This window comes from Flavobacteriales bacterium (genome assembly GCA_013214975.1).
Classification (GTDB): Bacteria; Bacteroidota; Bacteroidia; order DT-38; family DT-38; genus DT-38.
Genome location: JABSPR010000049.1, coordinates 1 through 12,213 on the forward strand (window position 1 = coordinate 1; position 12,213 = coordinate 12,213).

A 12,213-nucleotide genomic window follows, 5' to 3' on the forward strand; every position below is an offset into this window, starting at 1 on the left:
ACCAACTTCGATATTCTTAGTTGAGCTATTCCCATTTCCTCCATCATCCGTTACTGTAACAGTATAAGTCCCCGGACATAAATTAGAAGACGTAGAATATGTTCCCGCTATAACATCATCTCCCAATTCACCATTAGACCACATGTAATCGTAAGGACCAATTCCACCAGAAACTTCTACAGATGCGTTTCCATCACAATCTCCAGGACAAGATTCTCCAGTCGATGACAAAACATAATCAAACACGCCAGAAACCGTTTTATGAATTGTAAAATAGTCGTCAACACTTCCATTATCACTAATAAACTTAAGTGTAAGCTTCTCCCCTCCCATGCCATCAGGTTCTGTTTCAATCACGCTAGTTCCCGTAGTACTCTCGGCATAATAATGTGCATTATGATCAAGCGTTCCTCCTTCCGCGCCCGAAGCAGATCCAGATGTTACATAAACTGCGCCTTCCATTTCTGTAAATGATTTTCCGTAAGCTCCATCAGACGTTCCATCTCTTCCTGATAATTCACCATTGTATCCTATAACATGTTCGGCTTTGTCAAAAGTTCCTGAATTTCCATAATGGCCGTTTATAAAAAAGGTTCTCTCATATACATGCGAATGACCTGCCAAGCCAACATCAATACCATATGCCTCTAGGGTTGGCTGAATAAAATCCCTCATATTTACATGTCCGCTTTCTGTATCCGAATTATGAGTTCCATGCGTATAAGGACCGTGATGGTAAAGAGCAATTATCCAATCTTGAGTAGTTGCCTGAATATCCATTAGTAGCCAATCCTTTTGTGTTTGGTTCAATGACATCGAATTTGACTCCAATACAATGAAATGGATATTTCCATAATCGAATGAATAATAGGCCTCGGTACCTGATGCCACTCCTCCTGCCTCACCAGCCGTTGGGAAGGTGAAAATATCGTAATAGGGACCTGTCTGAGAATTAGAAAAAGCCGAATATCCATCGTGATTCCCAATGCACGACCATGTAACAGATTTTTTAAACATGTCGACATAAGGATCAAACAAACCAGTTTGATACTCGGTATCCGTTCCATCATCATACGCATTATCACCTAATAATAAAACCATATCGGTTTGACCTGGGTTAATTGATACAGTATCTACATAATTGTAATAAGCATTTTTGGCTGCTGTTTGTGGCCCCCAAAACCAACCTGCATCTCCAAGAATCCAAGCTCTTGTAAATTGGCTTGTTCCGATTGTGGGGCTAGACATGTAATACATGTTTGTATCGGCAACAAGAATTATGGATGAACTATCCGCTATATCATAATAGTACTTTGTATTGGGGGTTAACCCGGATAACATTAACTCATGGTCAGTATTTACAACCGTATCCGACACACTACTATTTAATGCTCCAAGCGAAGTACCGTAATTTACTATTCCAAACGTAGCACTGTCCGTTCTCCATTTAATTATAACACTAGATGAGGTTCCTAATTGTAAATATGGTCCCCTTATTACTTGGGCCTGAACCAACATGGATGACAACATTAACGCAATAATATATTTTACTTTATTTCTCATAATCTAGTTTAGTTTTTAAACTTAACAAATCGCTTTGCAACTCCTTTATTGCTCGTGTACCTCGATGCCTTGGACTTAATAATTGAATGGAGGCATCCGCGTGTTCTATGGCTATTTCACAATCCGATATCCTTTTTAAGTCATGCAAATAAATAGCCTTCTTATAATACCAAAACTCCTTTCTATTATACTCGGAGATTAAAGAATCAAACTCAATAATTACTTTATCGGATTGATTCGAACTTATCAAATACTCAATCTTCTTGGTTCTCAAAGTAACTACTGTACTACCAAGTTTCTTAAGTCCAACGTCAATTGCATTAACCGCTCCTTCAAAATCGGTCGCATCAACCAACAATAATATTTCACTGTATTCAATTATATCGCTTGGTGTGATGTCTACAATATTGTTTACGACGAACTTATAGTGGATAAGGGATTCCGCATATCTATTGAGTTTTAATAATATTTGTGCTCTAAGCTTTCTCATCTTTACATCAGAGGTATCTTTATAATTATTGATTGCATCCAGTGCCGAAGTATAATTATTCAAGGCAACATACGACTCTGCAATTCTGTACTCTAGTACATTTTCTTGATTGCCAAATTCTTTCGATCTGGAATAATCCATTAAAGCTTGTTCGTATTCTTCGTGCTGATAATACAGAAACCCTCTTTGTAGATATAAGTGTGCATCGCTAGTATCCACAGAGATCTCCATGCTCTTATTAGTTATGCGTTCAGATAAATCTCCATGGGCTAGAACCAACAATGGAAGTAAGAATGAAAAAGAACAAATAATATTTTTATAAAAGATCATTTTTCAACGTTGCGTCAATCGTATAATTGTAATATTTAGAACATTACAACTATTTCATAGTCTCAATTTACCAATAAATAGTATGATATAATAATTACGTAGTTTTTCTCACTCTGACAACTTTCTACATCGTATACTTCGGGGTAAATTTAATATGATAATGCAGAGTATTCTTGTAGTAGATGATGAGCCAATGGCTCGTGAGATTCTAATTTCACAGTTAAGAACAAAATATCCCAGAATTGATGTTTATCAAGCCGATAACGGGGTTAACGCACTTGCGATGCTTAAACACATCACTCCTGATGTTGTTGTTTTTGATATTAACATGCCAAATATGAATGGATCACAATTGGTCCGATAAATTCAAATATTATACCCCTTCCTTAAAACAGTTATTCTTTCTTCTAAGCTTAGCAGCCATTTACTAATAGAAATGACCATTGAAGGAGGCGTAAACGGCTATATTTATAAAGGATATTTAATACAAAAAGGGGTAACCAGTATTGAAAAAGTATACAATGGAGAGTTTTACCTTTCTAAAAGTACAAAGTCTAAGATTAGCGCATAGCTACTCAATCCTTCCTTATTCTTTAATGTTTCATTAGATTTAGGATTCAATAGAATCAGCAAGAATGGCAGAAGAAGAAAAAGAAGAAACGATAGAGGTCAACACCTCTTCCAATTTATATTCTTGGCTAATTGAAAATAATACTAGCCTGGCATTTACTACCTATCAAGTGGGTAAAGTTGTTACGGTTGGCGTAAATCCTAACAAAACTGTAAACGTATCGGTTAATAGCTTTCGAAAATGTATGGGGATCGCTTTAAAAGATGAGACCATGTGGCTAAGCACTCTCTTTCAAATTTGGCGACTAGATAATGGTATTGTACCTGGTAGATTGTTCAACAATCATGACAAGGCATATGTTCCACAAGTTGGGTACACTACTGGTGATTTAGAGGTGCATGATCTAATAATAGGAATTGACGATAAGCCCGTTTTTGTGAATACTAGGTTTAATTGCCTAAGTACGATAAGCGACACACACAGTTTTATTCCTATTTGGAAACCTCCTTTTATTACAGATTTAGTTCCCGAAGACCGATGTCATTTAAACGGGCTTGCAGCAGATGGCCAAGTGCCTAAATATGTTACAATGGTGGCCGAAACAAATGTACAGGGAGCATGGAGAGATCACCGAACTTCTGGAGGAATTGTAATGGATGTGCTAACCAACGAAGTTGTTTGCAGAGGTCTTTCTATGCCTCACTCACCAAGAATACATAATGGAACTCTTTGGCTTCTGGAAGCTGGCTCCGGCTACCTTGGTTATGTTGATATAGAAAGTAAAACATTTAACCGAACTACTTTTTGTCCAGGGTTTTTACGAGGGTTGACCTTTATCGGAAACTATGCTATTGTGGGCATGTCTAAAAACAGAGAGAATAAGCTCTTTCAAGATTTAGAACTAGATGAAAACTTAAAGGCACATAACACAAAACCGAAGTGCGGATTCAAAATTATAAAATTAGCAACGGGTAAAATTGTGGAGCATCTCCACCTAGAAGGTGTTGTACGGGAACTTTTCGACATCATGATCATGCCACAGATAAAGAACCCTTTAGTGGTAAGTTCGGAAGAAAAGGATATTCATAAAATGGTTACCATCGGATCACTTAAGAAGAGAAATTAATCCTGAAAAACGAGGACAGAACCGGACTTCGTCCGCCCCATTTTCTGATTTGTATATTTGGTGGCTGGAAGACATCGTTTGGGAATCAACAAAGAAATATTGATCATTTTTAACGGTAGTATATAAAGAGGACATTATTGAATGTCCAAATAAAACAGGAGAGAGTTTAATAACTCTTTGTGAACATGAATATACCTACATTTCGCATCAAGAAATTTGATAGCCGTTCTAATAAATGGTTTCTCTTTAGCATATTCTTACTAATACTTCTCTCCGACAGATACAATACGTTAAAATATTTTGGATTTGTTTACACAGATCTGGATCAAATGGTAATGTGGAATGGTGTTCTAGACTATTCTCAAGGAATATTTCATGAACCATTTTTTTATGGTCAAGCCTTCAACTATATGCTCGAATCATTATTTGCCGTTCCTCTCTTTTGGGTAAATATTCCAGTTTATATTGCTCTACCAATAGTAACAACAATACTATCCATAATCCCATTCATTGCACTAGCTGTATACTTCACAAGAAGAGGTTATCCATTCTGGGCCTATTTAACCTTAACATTCCCTGTTCTTCTTCCACTAGAATACAATTTCCTTACAACTATTTCGAGAGGGTGTACCCAAGCCAATCTATTTATTCCACTACTATTTATTCCCCTCTTTAATCCACAGAACAAAAGAAATGTAACAATACTGTATGTCGTTTCTGGAATTTGCTTAGTAGCCAATCCTAGCTCTGCGCTGCTCATAGTACCTATCTGTATGGTGATGTTCGTACACCAACCAATTCTGTTTCTTTCTACATAAAATCATTATTGGTTATTCCTTTTTTCGTAATTGACTTCTTCGCCAAACAGTTCTACGTAACTCACAGCGAGCGCGTGTTACATAAGCTAATTGGCATATCGATAGATTCAGAAACCTTTTTAAAAAGCATTAAAAATGCTAATATTTTCGAAAACCTTTTCCCTTTTTTATCCAACGTAGGAATATTGTATCTTGCTTTATTCTTAGCACTTGCAATTTTCACATTGTATAAATCAAATAAGAAAGAATCTATATTTATCTTCTCAGCCTTATCACTGTTAATTATCACATTAGCCATTCCTAAAATTCAAGAATCTTACCCCGGCACCGGAATTTTTTTCTCTTCTAGCAGATTATACCTCACTGTACCTATCCTACTTATTTTATCCCTCTATTTTTCTTTTCGATTTATACCTCAAAAACCATACTTAACATTTGCACTTCTAATTATCTGTATATCCACCATTACGATTAAAAATATGAATATTCAAGAAGATTCTGAACAGGTTTTCTTAGCATCTTCTTTCCCTGTCGAACGTAATAAAAAACTGATAGAATCAGCTGCCCGCACTAGAATCTTGATTAACGAATACGATTTAGACCTAGTTGTGAATACCACGTTTTCTACGATAAAATATGTATTCGACAGCTATGCATTTAATCCATTGATGTATCACGATATGGAGAAAGATAGCAATGTTATTTCTGTTAATCTCGATGGTGATCGACGCACTTGGCTATTCGGAGAATCGGAGAATTGTACAAATATTTTACTCAATGGTATCAAGGTAGAACCGTCTCTATTAAACAATTTTGACCATGTAGTGATTAGCGATACACAACTTATTATTAGAAATAATGACTTAAAAGTATCTGAATTATTTCGAAGAATTAATTGGGAATTTAAAAATACACACCTCTAAAACAAAAGTCTAAATCCCTTCAAAAGGCCAATTGTTATAGATATTATTGAAGAAACTTTAGAGGGATGGACTGAAAAATCCGATAGTTTATATTCACCTAAATAGCTTGGAATTTCTAACTGCTAACATTTTATACCTTTGGTCACAAATCATTTTGTAGCTTGAAGGTTACTAAAGAAAATATTGGCAAGTATCTTAAGGAAGGGTCGGACGACGCTTACCACTTCGTGTATACACACTACTTTCCTTTTATGTGTAAGATGGGAATCTTAAAGGAAGAAACACCCAGGCCCAATATGGCTTACGCATTATCAATATTACCACTGGGGAAATTGAAGAGTCTATGCAAAATTGAAGATATGGTTAAAGAATTATTTGATGTAATGATTATGCCAGGAATATTGAAACCTCTTCTTAATTGGAATCCAAAATGAAGAAGTTCATCGCATGATTTCTATGGAGCCCCAATGAATTAAGGATGCATCAGATTACAACCTCGCGCATCACTATTATCAAAACGACCTAACACTTCAAATGCGCCTTTATCATTTTGCTTACCTATATCTTGGGTCGCTACAAATGCACAAGAATGTACATTGGCTAGGTCTATCACATTAATACCACCGTTAATTCCAGAACCAACAATAGACAGTGGATCATTCGTATCTCTAATAAGAACTTTCATCCAAGGTGGACAATTAAAAATCCCGTTAGCTTTTGAATAAGCTTGAGATAACAATTCTGTCATTCCATATTCAGATTGAATTGCCCAAACCTTAAAACCATCCTTAAGAATTTGATGCATCTCGGATCTCACCATCTCTTTCCTTCTTCCTTTCATTCCGCCAGTTTCCATAATAATTGCCCCTGGCATTACAACATCGGCAAGTTCTACAAAATCTAAAAGAGCATAACTCACACCAACAACAATCATTCGTTTTCCAGCATTCAATACTTTATTCAAATGCTTCTCCAATAAAGATGGATCCTTATCGAATACTCCACTCCCATTCTTTTCTGTTTTCTCCAAAAGATCGCTCATCATGTATATGAGAGACGAATTTTCATTGTCGTAATAACTTGGCAAAAGCACCATAAAGCAATACCCGTCTATATCACCATAAGCATGTTCGAAGCCAGCCCGAAAACTTTTTTCGTAGAGCTTAACATCTAAAACATGGTGAGCACTTCGTCCCTCATTACCAGTTCCGCTGCTATAAAAAACAGTTTCAATCTCCCTATCTCCGCAAATTATTTTTTTCGTTTTAAAGAATTCTATAGGTAAAAATGGGATATCGGAAGAACTCTTAATAGATGATGGATCAACTTTTAGAACATCCACATATGTTTTATAAACTGCACAATTCTCGTATTGGTGCTGAAAGAGTTCTAGAGCGCATGCATCAAAAACATCAGAAGTGTTTATCTGAAATACTTTCTCTTTAAATTCGTTTAACTGTATTTGATCCATTAGGTATATCTCTATGGTAAGCTTAGATCCTGAAAAATTAGTTATTTTTAGTTCACGATGCCTTTAAAAAATCTCTTTTATATACTCCTTTTCACCACACTCTGTTTCGGCTGTGATGACACGCCAATTTTCTCCGAAATTCCTCACATTACCTTTAAATCGTTTACTAATGTAGAAAACGGAGCTCTTTTAACTATTGAATTTAAAGACGGCGATGGGGATATTGGGGTGAAATTAGATGGAAATGGGATTCCAAAAGGTTCGGATAAAAACTTGCAGTTAACATATTATAGGAAAGCAGATGGGGTTTATAGAGATATCTATTCCTTTATTTCTCCATCGGATACCAATTATATAGTACCACACTATCAAGTGCCTGATGTAACTCCTCTTGGGCAGAATCAGGTTCTACAAGGGTTTATTACCGTTAATATTGTTAATCCTTGGATAGACCCCAAAGCTATCTCTGGAGATACAATAAAATATAATATTGTGTTATTTGACCGTACTGGAAACAATAGCAATACTGCTTCCACGGGAGATATAATAATTGATTAGTCTTTCTCTCCTATTATAGCTTCTGTAACATTGATAATGTGATCACCAATCTTCTCGCACCTAGAGAATAAGTCATTATATATCATACTGTTTTCCACATTATACATTTCTGTTTCAATCGTCTTATAATGCATTTTTCTAAGCTCATTTCTGCACTTATTAATTGCAAGCTCTGCTTCCATAGCCGCATCAACAGTCACTGTAGTATCGTCTGCTTCTAAGTTAGCCACCATTATCTTCAAGGCATTTTCCATCAAAACAAACATATTAGATAAATTAGTTCTTTGCTCCTCGCGTAAAGCGATTTCCTTATCTAACATACGCTCAACCCCTTTCGACATTTGATAATAGATATCCCCTATTCGCTCCATATCGGTAATCATACCAAGCATTCCTCTTACCCTTAAAGAAGACAGCTCCGACAACTCTACCTGCGCCGTTTTAGCCAAATAATCTGCAACGTCGATCTCAATTTTATCTGTTATGTCTTCATATTTGGCCAATTTTTCAATCATAACACGGCGCTGCTTTTTATCTGTGTTACTTACCAACTCACACATAAAGCCATGCATTTTCATAGTAACTCTACCAAAATGTGCTACCTCCTGCTTCGCATTATAAATAGCTATTTCAGGAGTTGCTGTAATACCCCCATCAATAAATTCTAATCGGTGTTGCTCATCTTCTTCTCCTTGAGATGGAATCATTTTCTCAACTATCTTAACAATAAATTGCACAAACCCAATTAAGAAAAGGACATTCAGTATATTGAAAACACTATGAAAAATAGAAAGTGCAATTGGAATAGATTCTGGAGAATTGCCACTTAACGGTGAAACACCACTTTCCGACATCATGTATTTATCTATACCTATCAAGAAAAAATGCAACAGACCAATCATCCAAACCACACCAAACATGTTAAAGATAAAGTGAGCTCTCGCTGCTCTTTTAGCATGTACGTTTCCAATCATTGAGGCCAAATAAGCCGTAATTGTTGTTCCTATATTTTCTCCTAATACCATCGAGGCCGCAATCTCAAAAGGAATCCATCCATTGTGACACATTACTAGCGTTAAAGCCATTGCCGCACTAGACGATTGAACCACCACGGTTAACACAGTACCTACACCCACAAACATCAATGTAGACAAGAACCCCATACCCGTATAATCCTGAAAAAAAGCGAGTAGCTCTGGATTCGCTTTCAAATCTGGAACAGAATGTTTCAATGCATCCAATCCCATAAATAACAAGGCAAAACCTATTAGTATTTCCGCTGTATGCTTTAGTTTAATATTCGACATGAACATCATTGGAAATCCTATTGCAATTATAGGAAGTGCAATTGCCGCCATTTTAACTTTAAAACCTAATATCGATATCAACCAAGCCGTAATCGTTGTACCTACATTGGCACCCATAATAACACCTACTGATTCTACTAATGAAAGTAATCCTGCATTTACAAAACTCACCACCATTACTGTAGTAGCAGAAGATGATTGGACTAAGCAAGTAATTAAGAACCCTGTTCCAACACCGAGAAACCGGTTGGACGTCATAACACTTAATATTCCACGCATCCTTTCACCAGCAACTTTTTGTATCCCTTCGCTCATCACCTTCATACCATATATGAAGAATCCCAGCGCGCCAATAAGTCTTAAAAAGTCAAAAAATCCGTATTCCATTTATGTTAAAATTAGATTTAATCTATGCTAACAAAGCTATTTCAGATAGATTAAAAGGGAAGGGAATCAATGTTAAGTTTATGTTAACTCTCGCTTGAGGTGTTAGACGTTAATTCGGCTATAGATGTTGCAATAACAGACTGAATATCTATATATTGCCTTTCAATATTAGCGTCATTCAACACTTCTAATCTATTAATGCAATTTTTTATATTCAGTTTTGATTGAGATACACAAATAAAATTCTCTCTACCGTCATGATAATCAGCTAAATATTCCTGTTCTGTTTGTCCCTCTGTTGGAACCAATATTGCCTTCTTCTTAAGGGTAGTCAAATCCATGATAGTAGAATATCCCGATCGAGAAATTATATAATCCGACTGCTCTATTGCGTGCTGCATCTCCTCCGATCCCAAATGTGAAACAATGGTAACATTACCTCCTCTTACTGGCTCATTTTCATCTAATATACCTCTCACAAGAAGTGATTTCCCACTCAATTCCTTTAACTCTTGATATACTAATTTCTCAAAAATTGTTCTTTGAGGTTCAGGACCACTAACAATTGCCATGCACTTATAGATAGATTTGCATTCCTTATTCTTGTACGAAAACCGAGACAATGGTCCAATGAATTTAACCCTGTTTTTTAATGCTTCTGAAGCGCTCAATTTTCCACTTAGGTTATTGTCTCCTGAATAATCCGGAATCCAGCATTCATCAAATTCGTTTATATATTTTCTATTTAACTGGTTCATTGCTTTTTGAAAGACGGGTGTTTGTATCTCTACCTGATGCGTAATAAAAACATTCGGCACTTTCGAAGATGTTAGTCCAAACCGGTTATCCGATATCACAAAATCAACCTTATTCTCTGCTACTATTTTTTCTAGTATTTTGCCTTCATCGCCTATTCTCAATAATATTTTAGGAATATTCAGAACCATTTTTAGTTTCAACCATTTCTTAGCATATCGAACATCATATCCAGGTAAAGGGAAAAAATCCAATTCTGGAAATTCTTGTTTAAGCAATCTCATTGGATCTCGATCGGTTGCAATTACAACAGTATGACCCAGAACAATTAATGCGCGGATAATGGGAATACATCTTGTTGCATGACCCAACCCCCAATCTAATGGAGCAATTAAAACTTTTAATTTTTTGGACAAGAATAAATTAAATTTGTCTTCATTAAAGTTAAACGATTTATACTATGTACCTATGAAAAATCGAAATCCCAATATTTAACAAAAAAATAGAAAGTGGCAGGCAAAAACAAATTAATGCGCTTTGAAGCATTAAAAACATTTGACAATGTATTTCAACAGGACATGGACGAAATCAAAGATGGATTTCGATTACAAGGAAAGTGGGCAAAAGAATATTTCAAAAACGACAACCCTATTGTGTTGGAATTGGGCTGTGGAAAAGGAGAATACTCGGTAGCTCTTGCAGAAAGGAATCCAGATAAAAACTACATAGGAGTTGATGTTCGCGGTGAAAGATTATACCATGGTGCCAAAAACGCTTTAAATAATAAACTTACAAACGCCGCTTTCATTAGAACCTATATTGAAAGGATAAATCTCTTTTTTGCCAAGGATGAGATAGATGAACTTTGGTTTACTTTTCCCGATCCTCAATTGAAAAAAAGCAGAATTCAAAAACGACTTACCTCTCCTGGGTTTCTCGATTTATATCGTTCTTTTTTAAAACAGGGTTCTAAAGTTCACCTCAAAACGGACAGTGAACCGATGTTTGAGTACAGTAAAGAAGTTGCTGAAGAATTAAAGTTAGAAATCTTAATAGCTACTAATAATCTTTATGCCGGAGAACATATGGAGATCTTGGATGTAAAAACTTATTACGAAAACATCTATCTCAAAGAAGGATTAAATATTTGCTATTTGAATTACTTATTTAAATGAGCGATTTCTTCCAAGATGTATATTCAGTTGTGAAACTTATTCCACATAGCAGAGCGTCTTCATATGGAGCAATTGCAAAATATTTGGGTTCTGCAAGAGGAGCACAAATGGTGGGTTGGGCAATGAATAATTCTCATTCTCAAAAAGAAATCGTTCCAGCACATCGTGTTGTAAATAGAATCGGAGCACTTACGGGTAAAAACAATTTTCCATCGCCTTTTGAGATGCAAACCAAATTAGAGGCCGAAGGCTTAACAATTAAAGATGATACGATTCAGAATTTCTCTACGGTTTTCTGGGATCCAAACACAGAATTAGACTTAGAACGGTAGTTAAAATTGTATAATTTTGCACCTCAATAAATACTGTATCCAATGATATTAAAAGAAGATGTTCTAAAAGCACTGAGCTACGTTATCGAGCCAGATTTAAAAAAAGACATCATTGAATTAGACCTCGTATCGAACATCGAAATAGACGAGAAAGGAATAAGGTTTGATGTAAAAGTTAGCAACCCGGCATTACACAATAAAAAAAGAATGGAAGAGGCATGTGTGCATGCCATAGACCGTTTTTACAAAAATGTTGGAGAAGTAATAGTTACTATTTCAGGAATGGGGCAAGCTTCAGAAAGAAGTCCCGAACATCGTACAGTACTTCCAGGAGTAAAAAACATTATAGCAGTTGCATCTGGAAAAGGAGGCGTTGGGAAATCTACCGTGGCAAGTAACCTAGCGG

At 35.9% G+C, this 12,213-nt stretch carries 15 protein-coding genes; 9 read left to right on the plus strand and 6 right to left on the minus strand.

The genetic code is table 11. The features are described 5' to 3' along the window. On the minus strand, positions 1 to 1,563 hold a 1,563-nt coding region (locus HRT72_02815), incomplete at its 3' end, for a metallophosphoesterase (protein ID NQY66642.1). Next, the gene (locus HRT72_02820) at positions 1,553 to 2,383 is read right to left on the minus strand and encodes a hypothetical protein (protein ID NQY66643.1); all 831 of its coding nucleotides are present in this window, start codon (positions 2,381 to 2,383) and stop codon (positions 1,553 to 1,555) included. The genes HRT72_02820 and HRT72_02815, both read right to left, overlap by 11 nt. A 160-nt stretch (positions 2,384 to 2,543) precedes the next feature. Between HRT72_02820 and HRT72_02825 the strand changes: the two genes are divergently transcribed. The 3 genes from HRT72_02825 to HRT72_02835 all read left to right on the plus strand — a co-directional run bounded on the left by HRT72_02825 (position 2,544) and on the right by HRT72_02835 (position 4,898). Beyond that, entirely contained in the window at positions 2,544 to 2,747 is a 204-nt protein-coding gene (locus HRT72_02825; GenBank protein ID NQY66644.1) for a response regulator, read from the plus strand. A 271-nt stretch (positions 2,748 to 3,018) separates the two neighbouring features. Beyond that, a complete protein-coding gene (locus HRT72_02830) occupies positions 3,019 to 4,080 on the plus strand; it encodes a TIGR03032 family protein (protein ID NQY66645.1) in 1,062 nt (353 codons plus the stop codon). Positions 4,081 to 4,265: 185 nt separating this feature from the next. Continuing rightward, a complete protein-coding gene (locus HRT72_02835; protein NQY66646.1) occupies positions 4,266 to 4,898 on the plus strand; it encodes a hypothetical protein in 633 nt (210 codons plus the stop codon). Positions 4,899 to 4,959: 61 nt separating this feature from the next. On the opposite strand, the gene HRT72_02840 is transcribed toward HRT72_02835, so the two are convergent. After that, positions 4,960 to 5,196, minus strand: coding sequence for a hypothetical protein (locus tag HRT72_02840; GenBank protein NQY66647.1), 237 nt, complete (start codon positions 5,194 to 5,196; stop codon positions 4,960 to 4,962). A 181-nt stretch (positions 5,197 to 5,377) separates the two neighbouring features. Between HRT72_02840 and HRT72_02845 the strand changes: the two genes are divergently transcribed. Both HRT72_02845 and HRT72_02850 read left to right on the plus strand, forming a co-directional pair. Next, positions 5,378 to 5,821, plus strand: a complete 444-nt coding sequence (locus HRT72_02845) for a hypothetical protein (GenBank protein ID NQY66648.1) — start codon at positions 5,378 to 5,380, stop codon at positions 5,819 to 5,821. 161 nt (positions 5,822 to 5,982) lie between these two features. After that, complete coding sequence (locus HRT72_02850) at positions 5,983 to 6,255, plus strand: hypothetical protein (protein NQY66649.1); 273 nt, start codon at positions 5,983 to 5,985, stop codon at positions 6,253 to 6,255. 38 nt (positions 6,256 to 6,293) lie between these two features. Here the strand turns inward: HRT72_02850 and HRT72_02855 are convergent, their stop codons facing one another. Continuing rightward, complete coding sequence (locus HRT72_02855; protein NQY66650.1) at positions 6,294 to 7,292, minus strand: acyl transferase; 999 nt, start codon at positions 7,290 to 7,292, stop codon at positions 6,294 to 6,296. A gap of 57 nt (positions 7,293 to 7,349) precedes the next feature. Between HRT72_02855 and HRT72_02860 the strand changes: the two genes are divergently transcribed. Further along, positions 7,350 to 7,850 (plus strand): hypothetical protein, encoded by a 501-nt coding sequence (locus tag HRT72_02860; protein NQY66651.1) that lies wholly within the window; start codon positions 7,350 to 7,352, stop codon positions 7,848 to 7,850. Here the strand turns inward: HRT72_02860 and HRT72_02865 are convergent. Then, entirely contained in the window at positions 7,847 to 9,544 is a 1,698-nt protein-coding gene (locus tag HRT72_02865; GenBank protein NQY66652.1) for a Na/Pi cotransporter family protein, read from the minus strand. The genes HRT72_02860 and HRT72_02865 overlap by 4 nt on opposite strands. Positions 9,545 to 9,627: 83 nt before the next feature. Continuing rightward, positions 9,628 to 10,716, minus strand: coding sequence for a glycosyltransferase (locus HRT72_02870; GenBank protein NQY66653.1), 1,089 nt, complete (start codon positions 10,714 to 10,716; stop codon positions 9,628 to 9,630). Between the two features lie 93 nt (positions 10,717 to 10,809). Here HRT72_02870 and trmB point away from each other — a divergent pair, with 93 nt between their 5' ends. The 3 genes from trmB to HRT72_02885 all read left to right on the plus strand — a co-directional run. After that, positions 10,810 to 11,475: a tRNA (guanosine(46)-N7)-methyltransferase TrmB gene (gene trmB, locus HRT72_02875; protein ID NQY66654.1), complete on the plus strand. Its 666-nt coding sequence runs from the start codon at positions 10,810 to 10,812 to the stop codon at positions 11,473 to 11,475. After that, positions 11,472 to 11,807: an MGMT family protein gene (locus tag HRT72_02880; GenBank protein NQY66655.1), complete on the plus strand. Its 336-nt coding sequence runs from the start codon at positions 11,472 to 11,474 to the stop codon at positions 11,805 to 11,807. The genes trmB and HRT72_02880 overlap by 4 nt, the downstream gene beginning before the upstream one ends. A 42-nt stretch (positions 11,808 to 11,849) precedes the next feature. Then, positions 11,850 to 12,213 (plus strand): DUF59 domain-containing protein (locus HRT72_02885; GenBank protein NQY66656.1); only part of this gene is annotated, 364 nt, incomplete at its 3' end.